Origin of the sequence: Pseudarthrobacter phenanthrenivorans Sphe3 (assembly GCF_000189535.1) — a bacterium.
Taxonomy (GTDB): domain Bacteria; phylum Actinomycetota; class Actinomycetes; order Actinomycetales; family Micrococcaceae; genus Arthrobacter; species Arthrobacter phenanthrenivorans.
In genome coordinates this window covers 1,734,524-1,756,446 of sequence record NC_015145.1, presented here as the reverse complement: position 1 = coordinate 1,756,446, position 21,923 = coordinate 1,734,524, and the positions used below count along the sequence as shown (strand labels likewise).

At 67.3% G+C, this 21,923-nt stretch carries 16 protein-coding genes; 5 read left to right on the top strand and 11 right to left on the bottom strand.

The features are described 5' to 3' along the window. Window positions 1-24: 24 nt before the first annotated feature. The 5 genes from ASPHE3_RS08050 (at window position 25) to ASPHE3_RS08030 (ending at window position 6,970) form a co-directional block, all read left to right on the top strand. Window positions 25-1,134 carry a threonine aldolase family protein gene (locus ASPHE3_RS08050; protein WP_041652684.1) on the top strand — a complete coding sequence of 370 codons (1,110 nt, stop codon included), beginning with the start codon at window positions 25-27 and terminating at the stop codon, window positions 1,132-1,134. Between the two features lie 51 nt (window positions 1,135-1,185). After that, window positions 1,186-1,839, top strand: coding sequence for a DUF3000 domain-containing protein (locus tag ASPHE3_RS08045; RefSeq protein WP_013600732.1), 654 nt, complete (start codon window positions 1,186-1,188; stop codon window positions 1,837-1,839). Window positions 1,840-1,928: 89 nt separating this feature from the next. Further along, window positions 1,929-3,263, top strand: a complete 1,335-nt coding sequence (locus ASPHE3_RS08040; RefSeq protein ID WP_013600731.1) for an HRDC domain-containing protein — start codon at window positions 1,929-1,931, stop codon at window positions 3,261-3,263. Window positions 3,264-3,530: 267 nt separating this feature from the next. Then, window positions 3,531-4,814 (top strand): thiolase family protein, encoded by a 1,284-nt coding sequence (locus ASPHE3_RS08035; RefSeq protein ID WP_013600730.1) that lies wholly within the window; start codon window positions 3,531-3,533, stop codon window positions 4,812-4,814. Next, a complete protein-coding gene (locus ASPHE3_RS08030) occupies window positions 4,811-6,970 on the top strand; it encodes a 3-hydroxyacyl-CoA dehydrogenase NAD-binding domain-containing protein (protein ID WP_013600729.1) in 2,160 nt (719 codons plus the stop codon). The genes ASPHE3_RS08035 and ASPHE3_RS08030 overlap by 4 nt, the downstream gene beginning before the upstream one ends. On the opposite strand, the gene ASPHE3_RS08025 is transcribed toward ASPHE3_RS08030, so the two are convergent. The 11 genes from ASPHE3_RS08025 to ASPHE3_RS07975 all read right to left on the bottom strand — a co-directional run bounded on the left by ASPHE3_RS08025 (window position 6,971) and on the right by ASPHE3_RS07975 (window position 21,860). Then, window positions 6,971-8,521 carry an ABC transporter ATP-binding protein gene (locus ASPHE3_RS08025; protein WP_013600728.1) on the bottom strand — a complete coding sequence of 517 codons (1,551 nt, stop codon included), beginning with the start codon at window positions 8,519-8,521 and terminating at the stop codon, window positions 6,971-6,973. Continuing rightward, window positions 8,518-9,267: an energy-coupling factor transporter transmembrane component T gene (locus tag ASPHE3_RS08020; protein ID WP_041652028.1), complete on the bottom strand. Its 750-nt coding sequence runs from the start codon at window positions 9,265-9,267 to the stop codon at window positions 8,518-8,520. Before ASPHE3_RS08020 ends, ASPHE3_RS08025 begins: the two co-directional genes overlap by 4 nt. A gap of 10 nt (window positions 9,268-9,277) precedes the next feature. Beyond that, window positions 9,278-10,096 (bottom strand): hypothetical protein, encoded by an 819-nt coding sequence (locus ASPHE3_RS08015; protein WP_013600726.1) that lies wholly within the window; start codon window positions 10,094-10,096, stop codon window positions 9,278-9,280. Between the two features lie 126 nt (window positions 10,097-10,222). Further along, on the bottom strand, window positions 10,223-11,254 hold the full coding sequence (locus ASPHE3_RS08010) for a nucleoside hydrolase (protein WP_013600725.1): 1,032 nt from the start codon (window positions 11,252-11,254) through the stop codon (window positions 10,223-10,225). A gap of 6 nt (window positions 11,255-11,260) precedes the next feature. Beyond that, entirely contained in the window at window positions 11,261-12,238 is a 978-nt protein-coding gene (locus ASPHE3_RS08005; protein ID WP_013600724.1) for an aldo/keto reductase, read from the bottom strand. 9 nt (window positions 12,239-12,247) lie between these two features. Next, entirely contained in the window at window positions 12,248-12,808 is a 561-nt protein-coding gene (locus tag ASPHE3_RS08000; protein ID WP_013600723.1) for a hypothetical protein, read from the bottom strand. Next, window positions 12,805-13,422 (bottom strand): DUF402 domain-containing protein, encoded by a 618-nt coding sequence (locus tag ASPHE3_RS07995; RefSeq protein WP_013600722.1) that lies wholly within the window; start codon window positions 13,420-13,422, stop codon window positions 12,805-12,807. Before ASPHE3_RS07995 ends, ASPHE3_RS08000 begins: the two co-directional genes overlap by 4 nt. Continuing rightward, window positions 13,419-15,392, bottom strand: a complete 1,974-nt coding sequence (gene dxs, locus ASPHE3_RS07990; RefSeq protein ID WP_013600721.1) for a 1-deoxy-D-xylulose-5-phosphate synthase — start codon at window positions 15,390-15,392, stop codon at window positions 13,419-13,421. The genes ASPHE3_RS07995 and dxs overlap by 4 nt, the downstream gene beginning before the upstream one ends. A gap of 127 nt (window positions 15,393-15,519) precedes the next feature. Further along, window positions 15,520-18,345 carry an aconitate hydratase gene (locus tag ASPHE3_RS07985; RefSeq protein ID WP_013600720.1) on the bottom strand — a complete coding sequence of 942 codons (2,826 nt, stop codon included), beginning with the start codon at window positions 18,343-18,345 and terminating at the stop codon, window positions 15,520-15,522. Window positions 18,346-18,510: 165 nt separating this feature from the next. Further along, window positions 18,511-19,887, bottom strand: a complete 1,377-nt coding sequence (locus tag ASPHE3_RS07980) for a class I SAM-dependent RNA methyltransferase (RefSeq protein WP_013600719.1) — start codon at window positions 19,885-19,887, stop codon at window positions 18,511-18,513. Continuing rightward, on the bottom strand, window positions 19,884-21,860 hold the full coding sequence (locus ASPHE3_RS07975) for an APC family permease (protein WP_013600718.1): 1,977 nt from the start codon (window positions 21,858-21,860) through the stop codon (window positions 19,884-19,886). The genes ASPHE3_RS07980 and ASPHE3_RS07975 overlap by 4 nt, the downstream gene beginning before the upstream one ends. Window positions 21,861-21,923 lie beyond the last annotated feature (63 nt).

Sequence of the window (21,923 nt, the reverse complement as noted above, 5' to 3'; positions counted from 1 at the left end):
TAGACTGAAAGCGTGAGCAAAGCCATGACAACAACCGCTGAAACTGCGGCCGGAATCCGCCTCCACGATCCCAACGTCCGGGGCTTCGCCTCGGACAACTACTCCGGCGTGCATCCGGAGGTCCTCGCCGCCCTCGCCGCAGCCAACGACGGCCACCAGGTCTCCTATGGCGAGGACGACTACACAGCCAGGCTGCAGGAACTGATGGAGGACCATTTCGGAACCGGCATCGAGTGCTTTCCCGTCTTCAACGGCACCGGCGCCAATGTCCTGTCACTGCAGTCCCTGCTGCCACGGTGGGGAGCAGTGGTGTGTGCCTCCACCGCCCACATCAACATGGACGAAAACGGCGCCCCCGAGCGCGTCGGCGGCATCAAGCTCCTCCAGGTGCCGACGCCGGACGGCAAGCTCACGCCCGAACTGATCGATCGCGAGGCGTGGGGCTGGGGCGACGAGCACCGGGCCCAGCCGCTGGCTGTTTCCATCACCCAAACAACCGAGCTTGGCACCTGCTATACCGCCGAGGAAGTTCGTGCCATCGCTGACCACGTCCATGCCAAGGGGATGAAGCTCCACATGGACGGCGCCCGGCTGGCCAACGCCGCCGCCCACCTGCAGGTCCCGCTGCGCGCGTTCACCCGGGACGCCGGTGTGGACATCCTGTCCTTCGGCGGCACCAAGAACGGCCTGCTCTTCGGCGAAGTGGTGGTGGCCCTGAACCCGGAAGCCGCCCACGGGCTCATTTACCTGCGCAAGATGAACATGCAGCTGGCATCGAAGATGCGCTTCATGTCCGCCCAGTTCATCGCGCTCCTTGAAGGCGACCTGTGGCTGCGGTCCGCCGCGCATGCCAATGCCATGGCCGCCCGGCTCCGTGCCGCCGTCGACATCATCGACGGGGTGCAGCCCACCCAGAAGACTGAATCCAACGGCGTGTTCGCTATCCTTCCCGAAGGCGTGGCGGACAGGCTGCGGGCCTCGTTCCGGTTCTACGACTGGAACGAGGCCACCAGGGAGGTGCGCTGGATGTGCTCCTTCGACACCACGGAAGAGGATGTGGATTCCTTTGTTGCCGCACTCCGCGACGAACTCCGGAGGCACCCGGATGGCGCAGCCGGCGGACAGTCCGCCTAGCTGCCGGCGGCGAGCCTACCGGCCATGCCAGGCCAGGTTGCGTAACCTGCGATGGTGAACGCACTTGACCAGGTTCCCCCGGATTTTCTTCACGCCTTGGGAACCCTCAGGAAAGCCCAGTGCCGCCGGGAACTCCACCTGGCGGAGATCCCGGCGCCGGCCCGGCTTGCGCCTTTCGCCGTGGCCCTGGGCGCGGAAGTCTTTGCCCCCGGAGCCGGTACCGCCGGCACTCCCCTGCACGGCCCCGCCGCCATGGCCATGGCCGCCGCGTCCGGAACGGAAGACGACGCCGGGACGGAACTGGCCACTGGCCGCTTCATCCTGCTCCACGACCCCGAAGGATCCGAAGTCTGGGACGGTGAATTCCGGATCGTGACCTACATCCGTGCAGAGCTGGAACCCGAGATGGGCAACGACGAGATGCTCGGCACCGTTGCCTGGACCTGGCTGGTGGAGGCGCTGGAAAACCACAAGGCGCCATACCGCGCGGCAGGCGGAACCGCCACCCGGGTCCTCTCCGAGAGCTTCGGCACCCTGGCAGGGCGGCCCGGGTCCATCGACATCGAACTCCGTGCCTCCTGGACCCCGGCCACCCCGGACGTCCGCTCCCACCTGGAGGCCTGGTCCGACATGGTGTGCACCTTTGCCGGCCTGCCGCCCCTGCCGGACGGCGTGACACCCCTGCCGCACCGCCGTCGGAACTGACGCCAGTGTGCTGCGGGCAACGGCACCGCGCCGGCAGCCAGGGACGGCGGAAAGCCCTCCCGGCGGCCGGCCGGTAAACTGAAGGCACCATGACCCCAAACATTCCGGAAAACACCACGGCCGGCGTCCCGGCTGCTGATACCGCACCCCACATCACGGTGGAAGGCTTCGACAGCCCCATCCCCGAAATTATCGAACTCGCTTCACCCCGGGACGGTGTTCCGCTGGTCATCGAAACGCAGTCCGGCCTGGAGCGTTGCGCCGCGGCCATTGCCGCCGGGACGGGACCGGCAGGGGTTGATGCGGAGCGGGCATCCGGGTTCCGCTACGGCCAGCGCGCGTTCCTGGTGCAGATCCGGCGCGAGGGTGCGGGAACCTGGCTGATCGATCCCGAACCCTTCGAAAACCTGGACATCATTAACGAGGCCCTGCGGGGTGTGGAATGGATCCTGCACGCTGCCAGCCAGGACCTGCCCTGCCTCTCCGAACTCGGGATGTGGCCGGACAAGCTCTTTGACACCGAACTGGCCGCCCGGCTTGCGGGACTGCCGCGGGTGGGCCTCGCCGCCGTCATCGAACAACTGCTCGGTTTCGGGCTGGCCAAGGAACACTCCGCAGCCGACTGGTCCACCCGGCCGCTGCCCGAGCCCTGGCTGCGGTACGCCGCACTGGACGTCGAGGTCCTGACGGAGCTGCGGGAGGAACTCATCGAACTCCTCCAGGCCGACGGAAAACTGGAGTACGCCGAACAGGAATTCGCGGCGATCCTGGCCGCGGGACTGCCTCCGGCCCGCGTGGATCCTTGGCGCAAGACCTCGGGCCTGCACCAGATCCGGGACCGCCGGCAGCTGGCTGCCGTGCGGGAGCTGTGGCTGGAGCGTGACTCGCTGGCCCAGAAACGGGATGTGGCGCCCGGGAGGCTGATTCCGGACTCCGCACTCGTGGCGGCAGCCAAGGCGATGCCCTCCACTGTGCCACAGCTGCTGGGAACCAAGGGATTCCATGGCCGGGCCGCGCAACGTGAAGCCCCCCGCTGGCTCCGCTGCATCGCCGCAGCCCGGGACCTCGAGGAACTCCCGCCGCTGCACCTGCCCACGAACGCACCGCCCCCGCCCCGGGTCTGGGCCGACCGGGACCCAGAAGCCGCGGCCCGCCTGGCCACGGCACGGCCCCTGCTGCAGGCCAAGGCAGAAGCGTTGAGCCTGCCGCTGGAGAACCTGCTTACTCCCGATTACCTGCGGCGGGTGGCCTGGCGGCCGCCGGCCATCATCAGCGAAGCAACAGTAGCTTCGGAGCTCCGTGCCCTGGGCGCCCGCGAGTGGCAGGTGGAACTGGTTGCGCCGCTCATTGCCGGGGCCTTCCTCCACCCGCAGCCACTGCCCGCCAAGGAACCGAAACCCGACGCCGCTCCGGCCGGGCAGTAGGCTGCACCGCTCCTTTGCGGCCCCGGACTCCCACCCCGACCCCCAGACGCTCTCTCACTTGATGCGTACATTCCGGCATCGCTCTCTCACTTACCTAACGCACGTGAGAGAGCGTCGGCAAAAAAGGGGCATTAAGTGAGAGAGGGTGCCGCTAATCCGGGGCCTTGCAGGCTAAGTTACTCGCGAGTAACATCGAGGGTATTGCCGCCGCGCCAATAGCGGAGGGCGGCGCGCTACCGGCGCCTACGTCTCAATGAGGAGTAACACGTGAGCCACCAGGGAAACGGCGCAGCCATGCGCACAGTCCGGGACGTCGTCTTTGTGGACGGCCTCCGCACACCATTCGGGAGGGCGGGGGACAAGGGGATCTATGCCGGCACGCGGGCAGATGACCTGATAGTGAAATGCATCCGGGAACTGCTGCGCCGCAACCCGTCGCTGCCGCCGGAGCGGATTGACGAGGTGGCCATCGCTGCCACCACCCAGACCGGAGACCAGGGCCTGACCCTCGGCCGCACAGCGGCCCTGCTCGCGGGGCTGCCCAGGACGGTTCCCGGGTTCGCCATCGACCGGATGTGCGCCGGTGCCATGACCGCTGTCACCGCAACGGCAGGCGGCATCGGCTTCGGAGCGTATGACGTGGTGGTGGCCGGCGGTGTTGAGCACATGGGCAATCACCCGATGGGTTCCGGCACCGACCCCAATCCGCGCTTCATGTCCGAGCGGCTGGTGGACCCTGCGGCCCTCAACATGGGCAACACGGCAGAGAACCTGCACGACCGCTTCCCGTCCATCACCAAGGATCGGACGGATGCGTACGCCGTGGCCTCCCAGGCCAAATTCGATGCGGCCCGCCGTGCCGGCAGCATCCAGCCGGACCTTGTGCCTGTGGCGACCCTGAAGCCCGGCCAGGGCTGGACCCTGAACTCAGTGGATGAACCACCCCGGCCCAGCACCACCATGGCCGACCTGGCAGCGCTGCGGACCCCGTTCCGCCCCCACGGCCGCGTCACTGCCGGCAACGCCGCCGGCCTGAACGACGGGGCCACTGCCGCCGTCCTGGCCTCCGCCGATGCTGCCGCCGAGCTGGGGCTGCCCGCCAAGATGCGCCTGGTCAGCTACGCATACGCCGGCGTCGAACCGGAGGTCATGGGCATCGGCCCCGTCCCGGCCACCGAGAGGGCCCTGCAAAACGCCGGGCTCGGCATCGAAGACATCGGACTGTTCGAAATCAACGAGGCTTTTGCCGTCCAGGTGCTGAGCTTCCTGGAGCACTTTGGCATTGCCGACGACGACCCCCGGGTCAACCGCTACGGAGGAGCGATCGCCGTGGGCCACCCCCTTGCGTCCTCCGGGGTGCGGCTGATGACCCAGCTGGCCCGGCAGTTCCAGGAGGACCCCTCCGTCCGGTACGGCATCACCACCATGTGCGTGGGCCTGGGCATGGGAGCCACCGTGATCTGGGAAAACCCGCACCACACCGACTACAGCGGAACCCGGCCGCAGAACTCCGCTGCCGCCACCCGCACCGCATCCGAAGGAGCCGCATGAGCGCCGCAGATTTCACCAAGCTTGCCGACCTGTTCCCGAACGAGACAGTCACACACTCGTACGTCCAGGACATCGAGCTGCCGGCACCGGCAGGAAAGCCAAGCCCCGGCACCTTGGCCCTCATCACCCTGGACAACGGCCTGGACCATTCCAAGCCCACCACGCTGGGCCCCAACACCCTGGTAGAGCTCGGCACCGTGCTGGAGGGCCTCCGGGAGCGCGCCGCCCGTGGCGAAATCGTGGGCGTCGGAGTGACGGGCAAACCCTATTACCTGGTAGCCGGCGCAGACCTTTCCGCCGTCAAGAACCTGGACAAGCGCGAGCACGGGCTGTGGATGGCGCAGCTGGGCCATGACGTTTACGCAACCCTCGCAAACCTTGGCGTTCCCAGTTTCGCCTTCATTAACGGCGCTGCCCTGGGCGGCGGCCTCGAAATCGCGCTGCAGGCCACCTACCGCACCGTCTCCACGGGAGCCGGCACGCTGGCGCTTCCGGAAGCCTTCCTGGGCCTGGTGCCCGGCTGGGGCGGCGTGTATCTGCTGCCCCGCCTGATCGGGCCGGAGAACGCCGTGAAGGTGATGATTGAAAACCCGCTCAGCAACAACAGGCCCCTGACCGGCTCCCAGGCTTTCGGCCTCGGCATCGCCGACGCCCTGTTCGAGCCGGCCGACTTCCTGGAGCAGTCCCTGGCCTGGGCCGCGGGAGTCATCTCCGGTGGGGTGGTTCCGGAACGTGCCAACGCCGTCGACCCCGTTGATCCCGCAACGGCGGAAAAGTGGGCTGCCGCCGTCGCGGCAGGACGGGAATTCGTGGAAGCGAAGACCTCCAACGCGGCTCCCGCACCCGGGAAGGTCCTGGACATCCTTGAGGCGAACCGCACCATGACCCAGGCGGAATCGGCTGCGCTGGAATGCGAAACCCTCGCGGAACTGATGCAGACTGACGAGTTCCGGTCCACGGTGTACGCCTTCCTGGACCTCGTGCAGAAGCGCTCCAAGCGTCCCGCCGGCGCCCCGGACCGTAAGCTGGCCCGTCCGGTCACCAAGGTGGGTGTGGTGGGAGCCGGGCTGATGGCAAGCCAGCTGGCATTGCTGTTCGCCCGGCAGCTCAAAGTCCCCGTGGTCATGACCGACATTGACCAGGCCAGGGTGGACAAGGGCGTAGACTACGTCCACGCCGAAGTGGACAAGCTCCTGGGCAGGAAGCGGATCAGCCAGGACGCCGCCAACCGGACAAAAGCCCTGGTGACCGGCTCTGTGTCGAAGGACGTGTTCGCGGACGCCGACTTCGTCATCGAAGCCGTCTTTGAAGAGCTCAACGTCAAGAAACAGGTTTTTGGCGAACTGGAAACCATCGTGGCTCCGGACTGCATCCTGGCCACCAACACCTCGTCGCTGTCCGTCACTGCCATGGCGGAGGACCTGCAGCACCCGGAGCGCGTGGTGGGCTTCCACTTCTTCAACCCGGTGGCCGTGATGCCGCTGCTGGAAATCGTCCGTGCCCCGAAGACGGACGACGCCGTGCTGGCCACCGCGTTCGAACTTGCCAAGGGCCTGAAAAAGACTGCCGTACTGGTCAAGGACGCCGCGGCCTTCGTGGTGAACCGGGTCCTCCTGCGGCTCATGGGCGAGGTGACGGCAGCCTTTGACGAGGGCACCCCCGCCGACGTCGCGGATAACGCCCTCCGCCCCATGGGCCTGCCCATGACGCCCTTCACCCTGGGCGCCATGGTGGGCCTGCCCGTGGCCCAGCACGTCCAGGAGTCGCTGCACGCCGCCTTCGGCGAACGCTTCAAGGTATCGGCCAACCTGCAAAAGCTCATCGACAACGGCGTGAAGTCCCTCTGGGTGACCGGTCCGGACGGATCGAAGGAAATCCCGGAATCCACCCTGGCCCTGATGTCCTTCGGCACCAGCCCCTCCGCTCCGGAGCAGGTGCTGCAGCGCACCCAGGATGCACTCGCGGAGGAAATCGGGCTGATGCTCCAGGAAGGCGTGGTCGCAGGGCCTGAGGACATCGACCTCTGCATGATCCTTGGCGCCGGCTGGCCGATGTTCCTTGGCGGCATCACCCCGTACCTCGACCGGGTGGGCGCCTCTGAACGCGTCAACGGCAAACGGTTCCTGCCGGCGGGAGTGGCATCCCGGCCGGCATAGTCAGGAAGCCAGGCGGCCGCCGTCGAGCCTTACCATCCGGTGGGCGGCCGCCCGGGCATAGTCCAGGTCATGCGTGACCAGCACGACGGCGGCCCCCGCCCCTGCCGCTGAGCGCACCGCGGCGTCCAGCACGGCACGGCCGCAGCCGTCGAGCGCCACGGTGGGTTCGTCCAGTGCCAGGACGGACGGCCTGCGGGCAAGGACGGTGGCCAGGGCCAGGAGGCGCTGGCTTGAAGCAGGGAGTTCAGCCGGATGCGCGTGCGCGGCGGCGGCCAGGCCCACGGAGGCCAGTGCATCATGGGCGCGTTCCAGGGCTTCCCCTGCGGGGAACAGCCGGTCCAGGCCGAAGCCCACCTCCCGGAGCACCGTCCGCTCGAACAGCTGGTCCCGGGGCTGCTGGAACAGCAGCCCCACCGCTTGCGCCACCTGGCCCGCCGGCGTCCCGGCAATATCCCTCCCCTGGACCAGGACCTGCCCGGCCGTGGGCCGGAGCAGTCCGTTCAGGTGCCGCAGGAGGGTGGACTTGCCGGCGCCGTTGGGTCCGGTCACCGCCACAATCTCGCCGGGGTGCACAGCCAGAGTTATTTCCTGCAGCACCTGGTGCCGGAAACCGCCGGCCGGTTTGCCTCCCCGGTCCCGGCGCCCGGCTCTGCTGGTGGCGGCCCTGTAGCCAAAGGACACCGCGCGCAGCTCGACCGCAGGCCCGGCGGCCCTGCCCGGCGGCACGGCTGGAGTCAGGCGGGCGGCCTTTTTCCCGGACATGAGGATGCCTGGCGGCAGCAGGTCCGGAGTCTTGGCCAGCGCCGCGGGCGTCCCGCTGGCCGTAACCCTGCCGCCCGCCAGGACCAGCCATGTTCGTGCCTCAAGGAGCGGCGGGTCGATGGCCTGGCTGAGGATGACGACGGCGGTCCCGCCGTTCACGAGGTCCCGCACCAGGCGCGCCAGCCCGGCCGCCCCGTCGCTGTCCAGTGACGCGAAGGGCTCATCCATAATCAGCACCCGCGGGTCCGCAATGATGGCGCAGCCAATGGCGAGGCGGCGCAGCTGCCCGCCGGAAAGCCGGGCCGGATCCTGGTCCAGGAGTTCAGCGAGTCCCAGGCGGGCTGCGGTCCGTTGCACCGCAGCGACCATGGTTGCCCGGTCCACTGCCGCATTTTCCAGCCCGAAGGCAAGTTCTTCGGCAACCGTTGAACGGACGGTGGACAGAACGGCAGCCGGATCCTGGGGAACGAAGCCCACCTGCTTCCCCCACTCGGCCGGATTGATCCGGGGGTCGCCGCCGTTGCCGCCAAACTGCAAACGCGTGCCCGCAAGCTCGAGGAAACCGCTCAATTCACCCCCGCCTCCAGGCGGCAGCCACCCGGCCAACAGCCAGCCCAACGTGGATTTGCCGCTTCCGGACGGACCAAGAATGGCCGTGAAGGTTCCGGGAGTGAAGTCCAGCTGCAGCCCTTCCAGTACGGGGGCAGCGTCGTCATGGAAAGTGAACGTCCGGATGCCGGCGGACAGTACGGGCCGGGCGGCGGGCGGGGTGTCCTGCTGGCCGGTCATCCCTGGCGGCCCGCCCCCGCCAGCCAGAGCCGTACTCCAACCGCGGCTGCTGCAGCAGCCAGCAGAAGCACGCGAAGCATCTGCTGGCGCCGTGTATCCGGGACCTCGCGGTAGCTGGTTCGCGGACCCGGGTTGCTGAAACCGCGTGCTTCCAGGGCGGCTGCCCGGGTTCCTGCCTCCTCCACGAGGGACAGCACCAGCGGCACTGCCTGCAGCCGAAAGGCAGCGGCCCGGTGCAGCAGCCCGCGGCGGACCACCAGGCCGCGGGACTCCTGGGCCTGCCGGATCCGTCCGGCGCGTGCCATGATGGCCGGCAGCAGTGTCAGCGTGGATGCCAGCACGAAAGCAAACCTGCCCCGAAGGCCGCGTGCCGGGAGTGCCGCCACCAGGTCAGGAACCGTGACGCCGAAGGAGAACACCAGGAGGGCCAGGACCGCGGCTCCCAGCTGGGCTGCCCGTTCGAGGGCGAAGGCGAGTCCCTCGCTGGTAACCCGGGCGGGTCCAAACTGTGCCAGGACGTTGCGTCCCTCCGGGAAGAACAGCCCGTGCATGAGCAGCAGCGACAAGCCCAGGGGGGCCAGGACCGCCGCGGCGGCCGGCAGCATGCGGCGCAGGGTACCGCTCCGTGCCGACACGCCCACCGCAGCCGCCATGACGGCGAGGGACAGCGGCAAGCTGGCGGCCGCCGTCGTGATGGCTGCGGTGCTGCCGGCGGCTGCGAGGGAGGTCAGCGGATTAAGCCGCACGGGACGGGAATCAGGAGCCCTGGCCGGGCGCTTTGCCGGCCAGCACACGGTGCCGGCGGACAAACGGGAACTGCAGCCGGATGCGGCGGGGCAATGCGTACACCAGGAGGGCCACCACGGTAAAGACGATGGCCTTGTCCATGGGGTCGGAAATGAGCGCCTGTTTGGTGATGGCGGCCAGGAGTGTGTCGCCCATGGACCGGAAGGCACTGACGATCGCCCCCGTGGCAAGCCCCGAGGTGCCGCCGAAGACGAACGCAGCCACGGGAGCGGAGACCACGCCGCCCAGGATGCCGGTGGCGAAGCCGGCCACCGGGGCCAGGTAGAAGCGGCGGAACATTCCGTGGCGGGCGGCGAGGCCGGCCAGGCACCCGATCAGGGCTGCGCCGGCCGCGAACGGCAGGACGGTGGGGTTGAAGAAGGACCAGACGATGCTGCTCAGCGCCCCCGTGGCCGCACCGGCCGCCGGGCCGGCCAGGACCGCGATCAGGACGGTGCCGATCGCGTCCAGATAGAACGGGACCAGGGTGCTGCCAACGAACTGTCCCAGAACGATGTTCAACACCAGCGCCACAGGAATCAGCACCACGGTGGAGGTGGGCAGGGTGGGCAGGACGGCCACAATCAACAGGATGGCCCCGGCAAGGAATCCGGACAGGGCGATCAGGGCCGAGGCGCTTCCCGGTCCCCCGGTGATGTCAGCGGGCTGGTTGAGGACCAGGTAGATGTACGTGCCGGCGATGGCCGCGGCGCCGAGGATTTCCAGCAGCCGGCGCCTGCGGGCGGCGGCCGGTGCGGGGGACGGCAACGTCAGGGAGGGCGATGACATGGGGTTCCTTCGGGATGCGTTTCGGGAGCGCCCGGCGTTGCCGGGCGGAGGAACGCTGCCTATGTCACCTCGGCAACTGCGGACAGGCTATTCCGCCCGTCCGGTCCGCAGCCCATTCTACTGGCCTCAGCCCTGCCCGACGCTCCGGGCCAGCCTGCCCACGGAGGACACCAGCTCACGGAAGGCCGCCCCGGGATAATTGAGGGAGACCACCCGCGCGTTCGGCGGCCGTCCCCACAGCCCGCGGAAATCTGCCACCGTGGTGCCCATCAGCATTTCCGAGCCGGTTTCCACGTCCACGGCGGCGGGACGGGCCTGGAAATCCAGGGTTCCGGCGGCCACCCCGGCCGCGAAGTAGTCGTGGACGTGGGCAAGGTAGCCCTGGTCGTAGCGGCGGTGGAACTCGAAGTAGAACCGGAGGGCGTCGGACAGGTGCCGGACGAGCAGGTTGTCCGAAGTGCTGTGCAGCCCCTCCGGCTGTTCCGGCAGCACGTCCTCTGGAACTCCCGCCCCCGCCGCCTCCGCCAGCTGCCGGAGATGGGCGGGGTGGAGTTCCATCCGTTCGGTGGTGTCCAGGGAACAGACGATCGGCAGCTTCTCCAGCGGCTGGCCTGCAAATGCCGCATACACCTCCTTCGCCGCGTGCGGATCCACGTGGGTGTTCCACTCGGCAGTGGGTGTGGTGTTCCCCTGGTAGTAGAAGCTGCCGCCCATGATGACCACCTTTGCCAAAAGTTCCGGCAGCCGCGGTTCCTGCCGCAGGGCGAGGGCGAAGTTCGTCAGGGGCGCGGTGATGAGGGCGGTCAGCTCCCCCGGCCGCGCCCTTGCATGCTCCACCCACAGGTCCACGGCATTTCGGCCGGAAACGGCTCCGGCGGGGTCCGGCAGGACGGCGTAGCCAATCCCCTGGGGGCCGTGGGTTTCGGGGGTTGTCAGCAGCGGAATGGCGAGCGGTCCGCGGGCACCGATGGCCACCTCCACCCCGGGCCGGCCGCACAGTTCAAGCAGGGCCAGGGTGTTGCGGGCAACCTGGTCCGCGTCCACGTTTCCGGGGGTTGCGGTGACGGAGACGAACTCGGTGTCCGGCAATGCGGCAAGGTAGGCGATGGCCAGGGCGTCGTCGATGCCCGTGTCCACGTCGAGCAGGAAGGCGGTCATGGCGGCCTAGAAGAGAGCGACCTTGGGCACTGCAGGGAAAATGGCGTCCAGTTCCGCGAGATCCTGTTCCGATGGAATCCAGTCGGCTGATGCGGCGTTCTGGCGGACCTGGTCCGGCCTGGTGGCGCCCGCGATGACCCCAGCCACTGACGGCTGCGCTGCGAGCCAGGAGAAAGCAACCTGGATTTCGGTCAGGCCGCGTTCCTTCGCGAAGCTGCTGAAGCTGCGCAGCTGGTCCCAGTCGGCGTCGTGGACAAGGTGCTTCCGGGTGTGGCTGAGCCGGGAGCCTTCCGGTGCGTGGCCCGGTGAATACTTTCCGGTCAGGAGGCCGTTGGCGAGGGGGAAATAGGGCAGGACGCCCAGGCCGAACTCCTCCGCGGCGGGCGTCACCTCGAGTTCAGCGCGGCGGTCCAGGAGGTTGTAGTGGTTCTGCGTGGATATGAAGCGTTCCCCGCCAAGCTCCCGGGCTACATACTCTGCGCGGGCAATCTCCCAGCCTGCCAGATTGGAGTGTCCGATGTACCGGACCTTGCCGCTGGTGACCAGGGTGTCCAGGGCGGCAAGGGTTTCGTCGATCGGAGTCAGCGGGTCCGGCGTGTGGAACTGGTAAAGGTCGATCCAGTCGGTGCCCAGCCTGCGCAGCGACCCCTCCACCGCCTGGAGGATGTACCTGCGGGAGCCGCGGGCACCGAAGTCGTGTCCGCTGGCACCCTTCATGTCCATGCCGAATTTGGTGGCAACCACCACGTCCGCGCGCCTGCTGCCCAGGGCCTTGCCCAGCATCGTCTCGCTGAGGCCGGGTTCCCTGCCGTAGGTGTCGGCGACGTCGAACAGGGTAATTCCTGCGTCCACGGCCGCGCGGACCACGGCGTCGGTTCCTTCCTGGCTCTCTGTGGCGGTATTGGCGCGGCCCAGGTTGTTGCAGCCCAGCCCGACAGTGGAGACGGTAAGCCCTGACTTTCCAACGCGGCGGTACGTGGTCATTGGGCGCTCCTAGGGGCTGAAGGTGTTGGCCGGCTTGCCGGAATGCTTGAGTTTGAAGTGGGCGGGATCATTGAAGGCGGCGGCACCGATGCTCAGTTTGGTGAAGTCCAGGTCCTCGTTGCGGGCGCAGATCTTGATGGCATTGACGGCCTTGTTGACGTCCGGGCAGAGGCAGAAAATGTTCAGCTTGTAGTCGGTGAATTCTGAGCGCTCCACGGTGCCGAGTCCGCGCCAGGCCAGGTGGCTGATAAGGGCGTCGGTGGCCTTTTCCTCCAGGCGGCGGTCACGGTCGGTGCCCTCCCTGGTCTTCAGCGCGAACTGGGCCACCACCCAGAACTGCTCCTCCTCGGGGATTTCGGCATACCCGTCCTCGGCGCACTGGACGGCAAAAGCATCCAGCAGCCCTTCGGCTGCTGCGGCATCCGGGACGTCCGTCTCCTCGGTCTTGCTCTGGTGGCCCACAGCGCCGTAGTTCATGACGAACTGGTTGTACTCCTCGTCGTACCAGGCTTCCCGGAAGTGGAGGGCGCCTTCGTCGTCGCGCTTGTAAACCCTGACAATTCCGCTCATTTTCGTCCTTTTGTGAACCATGCGACGTCTGTGCCGTCGAAGGGTGCCTGCTGTGCCTTCACGGCCTGGTAAAGCCCGTCCGCTGCGGACTGGATGTCCGCCACCAGCCGGTCCGGATAGTTCATGCTGACGGCGTGGTCCGCGAACTCGTCCTGGTCGTCGATGAAGACGCCCCGGTCCGCGGTCCGGATCACGTCAAGGTCCATGTCGATGACGTGGAATTCGGTGACGGCGGGGCGGATGGCCGTCCACTCGTGGGCAACCGCGAGGTCCACGTACACCCGGACCCCGTTGGGATGGGCGTCGTCATAGAAGGTGGCAACCCAGTCGCCCGAGCGCGGCACCAGGAGCACCGCATCGGAGCGGGTGTAGAACGCCGCGCCGGGCCGCGAGCAGAACTCGTTGGTGCCCTGGAAGATCCACCAGCCATGCTCGTCTTCGCCCAGGTAGCGCCCGGGGACCACCCAGTGCGCTTTTCCGTTCCACTTCCGGTTCCTCGCCACCACCAGCTGGCCGGGCTGCAAACCGGCGGGAATCCGCGTGGTGGTGGTGTGCATGACCGGCCCGGCATCCCCGAGGGCCCCGGGGTATTTCAGTGCATCTTCTTCCCTCACAGAATCGGAAGGCTGCCGGTTGTGGGGTGCTGCTGGCCTGGGAGGGGGCGGGCAAAGGGGACCTTTGTTCCCAGGACCTGGGCAACGACGTCGTGCGTTATCTGCTGGGCCGTCAGGCCCACCCGCTCCAGCACCTGGCTGCGCGTCCCGTGGTCAAGGAATTCCACCGGCAGGCCCACCTCATTCAGGGCGGTGTCCACGCCGGCGGCGCGCATCTCCTGGCGGATGCGGGAGCCGACGCCGCCTGCACGGACGCCGTCCTCGATGCAGATGACCAGGCGGTGGTGCGATGCCAGGGCGATGATGGACCGCGGGACGGGCAGCACCCAGCGGGGATCGACCACCGTGGTGCTGATGCCCTGGGCGCCGAGCCGGTTGGAAACGTCGAGGGCGAGCTCGGACATGGCGCCCACGCTGACGATCAGGACGTCGTTCTCCGTGGATCCAGCCGGCCGGCGGGACAGGACGTCCACGCCGTCGCTGAGGCGTTCAAGGGCCTCCACCTCCGCACCCACGGAACCCTTGGAGAAACGGACCACCGTGGGGGCGTCGCTGACGGCAACGGCCTCGCGGAGTTCTTCGCGCAGCCGGGTGGCATCACGCGGAGCGGCCAGGTGGAGGCCAGGCACAATCTGGACCATGGACATGTCCCACATGCCGTGGTGGCTGGCGCCGTCCGGGCCGGTGACGCCCGCCCGGTCAAGCACGATGGTGACACCGGCCTTGTGCAGGGCCACATCCATCAGGAGTTGGTCAAAAGCACGGTTCAGGAACGTGGCGTAGACCGCCACCACGGGGTGCAGCCCGCCGAAAGCCATCCCCGCAGCAGAGGTGAGGGCATGCTGTTCGGCGATTCCGACGTCGATGACGCGGTCCGGGTGCTTGGCGGCGAATTTGTGCAGGCCCACCGGAATGAGCATCGCCCCGGTGATACCCACCACGTCCTGGCGCTCATCCGCGATGGCCGCAATCTCGTCGGCAAAGACAGAGGTCCAGGACTGGGCACCTGCGGTACCCGTCGGTTCGCCGGTCTCGGGATCGATGATGCCCACGGCGTGGAACTGGTCGGCTTCGTGGGCGCGCGCCGGGGCGTAGCCGTGGCCCTTTTCCGTCATGGCGTGGACAATGACGGGGCCGGCGTAGTGCTTGGCGGTGGCCAGGGCGTGTTCCATGGCCTGGAGGTTGTGGCCGTCCACCGGGCCGATGTACTTCATGCCGAGGTCCTCGAACATGCCCTGGGGCGCCCACCAGTCCTTGATGCCCTTCTTCATGGCATGCAGGCTCTTGTAGGTGAACTGGCCCGCCGGGCCGCCGTTCTGGAGCTTCTTTTTCCACCAGTCCAGCGCGCGTTCGTACGCAGGGGTTGCCCGGAAGGAGTCGATGGTGGGCCGCAGCGAGGCGAGGTAGTCTGCGAAGCCGCCCACAGTGGGCGCGTAGGAGCGGCCGTTGTCGTTGACGACTATCACCACCCGGCGCTTCTTGTCGGCTGCAATGTTGTTGATGGCTTCCCATGCCATGCCGCCCGTGAGCGCCCCGTCCCCCACTACGGCGACGACGTGCCGGTCCCCTTCGCCGGTGAGCTGGCGTGCCCGGGAAATGCCGTCGGCCCAGGACAGGGACGAGGAGGCATGGGAGCTCTCCACGATGTCGTGCTCTGATTCCGCCCGGGACGGGTAGCCGGAGATGCCGCCCTCCTGGCGCAGGGTGCTGAAGTCCTGGCGCCCGGTCAGCAGTTTGTGCACGTACGACTGGTGCCCGGTGTCAAAAACGATGCTGTCGCGGGGCGAGTCGAAGATGCGGTGCAGGGCCAGGGTCAACTCCACCACACCAAGGTTGGGGCCGAGGTGCCCGCCCGTCTGGGAGACGTTTGTGATCAGGAATTCCCTGATCTCCGAAGCCAGCTGCTTCAGCTGTTGTTCGGATAACTCGTTCAGGTCCTGCGGATTCCGGATGGTGTCCAAGATTCCCAATGACCCCTCCTTCAGGTGGTAGACGTGCCGTTTAACTCTAACGCCTCGGCCCAAATGCAAAGCCGAAGCCCCGGCTGGTCGGTGACCGGCCGGGGCTTCGGAGGTGCTGCCTGCTGGCAGGAACCCGCTAGTTCGCGGAGATCTGGCGCAGCACGTACTGCAGGATGCCGCCGTTGCGGTAGTAGTCCGCTTCGCCCGGGGTGTCGATGCGCAGGACGGCGTCGAACGACGTCGTGCTGCCGTCCTCGGCGGTTGCGGTGACCTTGAGGGTCCTCGGCGTGGTGCCCTCGTTCAGGGCGGTTACGCCCTCAACGGAGAACGTTTCCGTGCCGGACAGGCCCAGCGTGGCAGCAGACTCGCCGGCCGGGAACTGCAGCGGCAGGACGCCCATGCCGATCAGGTTGGAGCGGTGGATGCGCTCGTAGCTCTCGGCGATGACGGCCTTGACGCCCAGCAGCGCCGTGCCCTTGGCAGCCCAGTCGCGGGAGGAACCGGAACCGTATTCCTTGCCGGCCAGGACCACCAGCGGGATGCCGGCAGCCTGGTAGTTCTGGGCAGCGTCGTAGACGAAGGCCTGCGGGCCGCCTTCCTGGGTGAAGTCGCGGGTGAAGCCACCTTCGACGCCGTCCAGGATCTGGTTCTTGATGCGGATGTTCGCGAACGTTCCGCGGATCATCACCTCGTGGTTGCCGCGGCGGGAACCATAGGAGTTGAAGTCCTTGCGCTCCACGCCGTTGGCCAGCAGGTACTGGCCGGCAGGGGTGTCGGACTTGAAGGAACCGGCCGGGGAAATGTGGTCGGTGGTAACCGAATCGCCCAGCTTCAAGAGCACGCGGGCACCCGTGATGTCCTTGACCGGCTCCGGCTGCGCCTGCATGCCCTCGAAGTACGGGGGCTTCCGGACGTAGGTGGAGTTCGGATCCCATGCGAAGGTGTCACCGGCCGGGGTGTCGAGCGCCTTCCAGCGGTCGTCGCCCTCGAAGACGCCTTCGTAGCCCTTGGCGAACATTTCCTTGTCGATCGACGAATCGATAACCTGCTGGACCTCAACCGGGTTGGGCCAGATGTCCTTCAGGAAGACGTCGTTGCCGGCCTGGTCCTGGCCCAGGGCGTCGGTTTCGAAGTCGAAGTCCATGGAACCGGCCAGGGCGTAGGCGATGACCAGCGGCGGGGAGGCCAGGTAGTTCATCTTGACGTCCGGGTTGATGCGGCCTTCGAAGTTGCGGTTGCCCGAGAGGACAGCAGCGACGGCGAGGTCGTTGGCCTGGATGGCTTCTGAGACTTCAGCTTCCAGCGGGCCGGAGTTGCCGATGCAGGTGGCGCAGCCGTAGCCCACGATGTAGAAGCCGAGCTTCTCCAGGTAGGGGGTCAGGCCGGACTTCTCGTAGTAGTCCGTGACAACCTTCGAGCCGGGGGCGACGGAGGTCTTGACCCACGGCTTGGACGTCAGGCCCTTATCGACGGCGTTGCGTGCCAGGACCGCGGCGGCCAGCATGACCGACGGGTTGGACGTGTTGGTGCAGGACGTGATGGACGCAATGGTGACAGCACCGTGGTCCAGCTCGAACTCGCGGCCGTCAGCCATCTTGACCGGCACCGGCTGCGAGATGCGGCCGGCTGCGCCGTGGCCTGCCGAGTACTTCGGCGGTTCACGGTCGGTGTCAGAGACGTGCGTGCCGCCGGAGGTGAAGGACGGGGCGTCGGAAGCCGGGAAGGTCTCCTCGAGGGATTCGTCCAGGGTACCGGCGTTCGCGTCGTGGGAGACGTAGTTCTTGAGGTCATGGCGGAACTCGTCCTTGGCCTCGGTCAGTTCAATGCGGTCCTGCGGGCGCTTGGGGCCTGCAATGGACGGAACAACCGTGGACAGGTCCAGTTCCAGGTACTCGGAGAACTTGATGTCGCGGGAAGGATCGTGCCAGAGGCCCTGCTCCTTCGCGTACTCCTCCACGAGGGCAACGTTCTGTTCGGAGCGGCCGGTGAGGCGCAGGTAGTCCAGGGTCACGTCGTCGATCGGGAACATGGCGGCGGTGGAACCAAACTCCGGGCTCATGTTGCCGATGGTGGCGCGGTTGGCGAGCGGCACTGCGGCCACACCTTCGCCGTAGAACTCCACGAACTTGCCCACAACGCCGTGCTTGCGGAGCATCTCGGTGATGGTCAGCACCACGTCGGTCGCAGTGGCGCCGGCGGGGATGGACCCGCTGAGCTTGAAGCCCACGACGCGCGGGATCAGCATGGAGACGGGCTGGCCCAGCATGGCGGCCTCGGCTTCGATGCCGCCGACGCCCCAGCCGAGCACGCCCAGGCCGTTGACCATGGTGGTGTGCGAGTCGGTGCCAACGCAGGTGTCCGGGTACGCACGGAGCGCCCCGTCAACTTCGCGGGTCATCACGGTGCGGGCCAGGTACTCGATGTTGACCTGGTGCACAATGCCGGTTCCCGGGGGGACAACCTTGAAGTCATCGAACGCCGTCTGGCCCCAGCGCAGGAACTGGTAACGCTCCCCGTTGCGCTGGTATTCGATCTCCATGTTGCGCTCCAGCGCGCCGGAGTTGCCGAAGGCGTCGATCTGGACCGAGTGGTCGATGACCATTTCGGCAGGCGCCAGCGGATTGACCCGCTTGGGGTCGCCGCCCAGTTCCTTGACCGCTTCGCGCATCGTCGCCAGGTCAACCACGCAGGGAACGCCGGTGAAGTCCTGCATGATCACGCGGGCAGGCGTGAACTGGATTTCTGTATCGGGCTGGGCGTTGGGATCCCAGCCTGCCAAGGCGCGGACGTGATCGGCAGTGATGTTCGCGCCGTCCTCGGTCCTCAACAGGTTTTCTAGCAATACCTTGAGGCTGAACGGAAGGTTTTCTGCACCTTCAACGGAGTTCAACCGGAAAATTTCGTATTCGGTTCCGGCTACATTAAGTTTGCCTTTTGAACCGAAGCTGTCCACAGTGCTCATCGCAGGACTCCTCTCGCAACAGTTTCATCTTTGTCGCGCGGTTGACCGCCTGCTAGTTAGGAAGCCCTAAGTAGTTTCGGGCCCGAAAATTGCACACGGCCGGCCGTGATTACGGAGCGCGACGTGGGACTACTACCGCCATAGTAGTCGATCCCGGTTCCGGCATCAGGGACGAGGGGCCAGTAACGCCACCGTCTCCAGATGATGGGTGTGGGGATACAGGTCCAGGGCCCTCAGGCCTGACAGCTCCCAGCCCGCCTGGCGGAAGTACCCAACGTCCCGGGCGAACGACGCCGGATCGCAGGATACGTAGGCAATGGCGCGGGGGTGCGCGGCCAGGAGCTGATTGACCACGGCTTTCCCTGCACCGGCGCGGGGCGGGTCCAGGATCAGGGCGTCGAAGTTCCGCGGTTTCTGGCGCAGGACCCGCTCTACGCGGCCCTGGACGATCTCCACCTGGGGTGCAGCGTGCAGGTTCTTGCGGGCGTCGCGGCTGGTTCCCGCAGCCCCCTCCACGGACAGGACCGAGCCCGTCTCCCCCACCGCGTCCGCCAGGACTGCCGTGAACAGGCCTGCACCTGCATAAAGATCCGCCACCACCGCTCCCGGGTGGAGGTAGCCGCCGCCCTGCAGGAATTGTGTGACAGCCCCCACAAGCGCTTCGGGCGCGTCGCGGTGGATCTGCCAGAACCCGGCGCCCGTGACCCGGTAGTCGTGGCCGGCCGCGGTTTCCTGCACCCAGGTGCGGCCCCGCAGCTGCTCGACGGCTGCGGACTCGGGGTCTAGCGAGGCCACCGACACGTCCGCCGGCAACTGCGCTGCGATGGCGGCCAGGCGTTTGGGCCTGGTTCCCGCGGCCGGGGCCAGCAGCACCAGCGGACGGGAGCCGTTGGCTGGAGCGGCCACTTCCACCCGCTCCACACCCTGCAGGTCGATGTCCCACAGTCGCAGTTCATTGATCGCGTCCACGGCCAGGGGCATCTCCCGCACGGGGACAATGTGCCCGGACCGGTGGGCATGCATTCCAAGCTTCCCGCCGGGGGTGACCGAAAAACTCGCGCGCGTCCGCCACCCAAGGCCGTTGCCGCCGTCGGACGCCCCTCCCACGGCCTCCACGCTGCCGCCGTCCCAGCCCGGAACGCTCTCCAGGCCGGCGAGCCGCTTCAGCTGCTCGGCCAGCACGTCCGCCTTGAGGCGGCGCTGCCTGGCAAGCGTGATGTGGCCGAATTCCGCTCCCCCCACCGGCGGGTGCCCGTGGCCCCACGCGCGCCGTGAATCAGCCAGATGCCAGAAGTGGTCCACGCGGTCGGGAGAGGCCTCGAGGACCTCGACGACGTCCGCCCGCCAGAACTTCGCGGTCTCGTCGGCGTCAGTGAGCCGTGCCCGCACCTTTTCACCCGGGATGCCGTGCCGGACGAAGATCACGCGGCCCTCATGGCGTGCGACGCAGTGGCCGCCGTGGGCCACCGGGCCCACCTCGAGCACTACTTCCGTAGCGGCGTCTCCGGAAATTCCAGGCTGGGTTTGGGTCTTGGCGGTCATTGCACGTCCTGCAGGTTCTTGGCTTCTTCGGATGATTTCAACTGCCACGGTACGCTCGCCACCATGACGCCGGGTTCAAAGTGCAGCCGGGTTTTGATGCGCAGCGCCGTCTGGTTGTGGACCAGCTGCTCCCACCACTTGCCCACCACATATTCGGGGATGTACACCACGATCAGGTCGCGGGGCGAGTCCCGCCGCATCTGCTTGACGTACTCCATGATGGGCGTGACCGTTTCACGGTAAGGGCTGGCCAGCACGGTCAGCGGCACGGGGATTTCGAGCTTCTCCCAGTCCGCCACGGTCTGGGCGGTTTCTTCCGCGTCGATGTCCACCGTCACTGCATCAAGGCGGGACGGGCGGGACGCCCTGGCATAGGCCAGGGCCCGCAGGACGGGCTTGCGCACATGGGACACCAGCAGGACGGCGTGCACCCTGGTGGGCAGCGCACGCGGCGAGGAGTCCTCGTCCACGGCCAATTCCCGGGCCACGTTGTCATAGTGCGCCCTGATGCTCCACATGATCAGGAACAGGACGAACATGGCCAACAGGGCAATCCAGGCGCCCTGTTCGAACTTCGTGACCAGCACGATCACCAGGACCAGGGCCGTCATGCCGAAGCCGATGCTGTTGATGACACGGGACTTGGCCATCCTGCGCCGGACCGCCTTGTCCCGTTCCAGCTTGAGCCGGCGGCCCCAGTGCCGGATCATCCCCAGCTGGCTGGCAGTAAAGGAGATGAAGACGCCCACGATGTACAGCTGGATGAGCTTGGTGACGTCGGCGTTGAAGGCGAGGATGAGCACCAGCGCGCCCGCGGCGAGGGCCAGGACGCCGTTGCTGAAGGCGAGCCGGTCGCCCCGGGTCCGCAGCTGCCGCGGGAGGTAGCCGTCCTGGGCGAGGATGGACCCCAGCACCGGGAAACCGTTGAAGGCCGTGTTGGCGGCAAACACCAGGATGACACCGGTGGCGGCCACCACGATGTAGAAGAGCAGCGATCCGGGGCCGAAGATGGTCTGGGCGATCTGGCTGATGGCGGGGGTTTGGATGTACCCCTCGGGGAGCGGGCTGCCGTTCAACAGGAACTCGGTGGCCGGGTCCAGGACGATGTGGACCTTGGTGGCGCTGGCCAGGAACATGATGCCCGCCAGCATGGTGGCACCGATAACCCCAAGGAGCAGCAGCGTGGTGGCAGCGTTTTTGCTCTTCGGCGGCCGGAAGTTGGGCACTCCATTGCTGATGGCTTCGACGCCGGTCAGCGCTGCAGCGCCAGAGGAGAACGCCCGGAGCAGCAGGAAAGCGCCCGCAAGGCCGACCAGCCCTTCATCGAACCCGGGGGCCGGGACGATGGTGAAGGCGGCGGACGGCGCCTGGCCCAGCCGGCCGGTGGCAGCCTGGATGAGCCCCACGGCCGTCATGCCGAGGATCGAGGCCATGAAGATATACGTGGGCACCGCAAAAAGTGTGCCGGCTTCCTTGACCCCGCGGAGGTTGACCAGTGCGAGGATCACCACGCCGATTGTGGCGATGATGGCCTGCTGCCCGTGGAGGGCCGGAACGGCGGTGGTGAGGTACGTGGCGGCGGAGGACATGGAAACGGCCACCGTCAGGACGTAGTCCACCAGCAGGGCGGACGCTACGGTGAGCCCCGCATACTTGCCCAGGTTCTCGCCGGCGATCTCGTAATCGCCGCCGCCCGAGGGGTAGGCGTGGACGTTCTGCCGGTAGCTGGCCACAACCGTCAGCAGGACCACCATGACCGCCAGCCCCACCCAGGGCGAGAACGCTACGGCGCTGACGCCGGCCAGAGCGAGGGTGAGCAGGATCTCGTCCGGCGCGTAGGCCACCGAGGACAGCGCGTCGGAGGCGAAAACCGGGAGTGCGATGCGCTTTGGGAGCAGCGTATGGGACAGCCTGTCATTGCGGAACGGCCGGCCCACCAGCACACGCTTGGCGGCGTTCAATATTGTCAGCACCCCACAAAGCTAGTCTGATTCCCGGGCGATGTCATGACGGCCGGTTGGCACCGGCGGGCGGGG

Excerpts from the sequence above, each read along its gene's own strand:
- ASPHE3_RS08050 (WP_041652684.1), top strand. The coding sequence starts at position 25 with ATGACAACAACCGCTGAAACTGCGGCCGGAATCCGCCTCCACGATCCC.
- ASPHE3_RS08045 (WP_013600732.1), top strand. The coding sequence starts at position 1,186 with ATGGTGAACGCACTTGACCAGGTTCCCCCGGATTTTCTTCACGCCTTG.
- ASPHE3_RS08040 (WP_013600731.1), top strand. The coding sequence starts at position 1,929 with ATGACCCCAAACATTCCGGAAAACACCACGGCCGGCGTCCCGGCTGCT.
- ASPHE3_RS08030 (WP_013600729.1), top strand. The coding sequence starts at position 4,811 with ATGAGCGCCGCAGATTTCACCAAGCTTGCCGACCTGTTCCCGAACGAG.
- ASPHE3_RS08025 (WP_013600728.1), bottom strand. The coding sequence starts at position 8,521 with ATGACCGGCCAGCAGGACACCCCGCCCGCCGCCCGGCCCGTACTGTCC.
- ASPHE3_RS08015 (WP_013600726.1), bottom strand. The coding sequence starts at position 10,096 with ATGTCATCGCCCTCCCTGACGTTGCCGTCCCCCGCACCGGCCGCCGCC.
- ASPHE3_RS08010 (WP_013600725.1), bottom strand. The coding sequence starts at position 11,254 with ATGACCGCCTTCCTGCTCGACGTGGACACGGGCATCGACGACGCCCTG.
- ASPHE3_RS08005 (WP_013600724.1), bottom strand. The coding sequence starts at position 12,238 with ATGACCACGTACCGCCGCGTTGGAAAGTCAGGGCTTACCGTCTCCACT.
- ASPHE3_RS08000 (WP_013600723.1), bottom strand. The coding sequence starts at position 12,808 with ATGAGCGGAATTGTCAGGGTTTACAAGCGCGACGACGAAGGCGCCCTC.
- ASPHE3_RS07985 (WP_013600720.1), bottom strand. The coding sequence starts at position 18,345 with ATGAGCACTGTGGACAGCTTCGGTTCAAAAGGCAAACTTAATGTAGCC.
- ASPHE3_RS07980 (WP_013600719.1), bottom strand. The coding sequence starts at position 19,887 with ATGACCGCCAAGACCCAAACCCAGCCTGGAATTTCCGGAGACGCCGCT.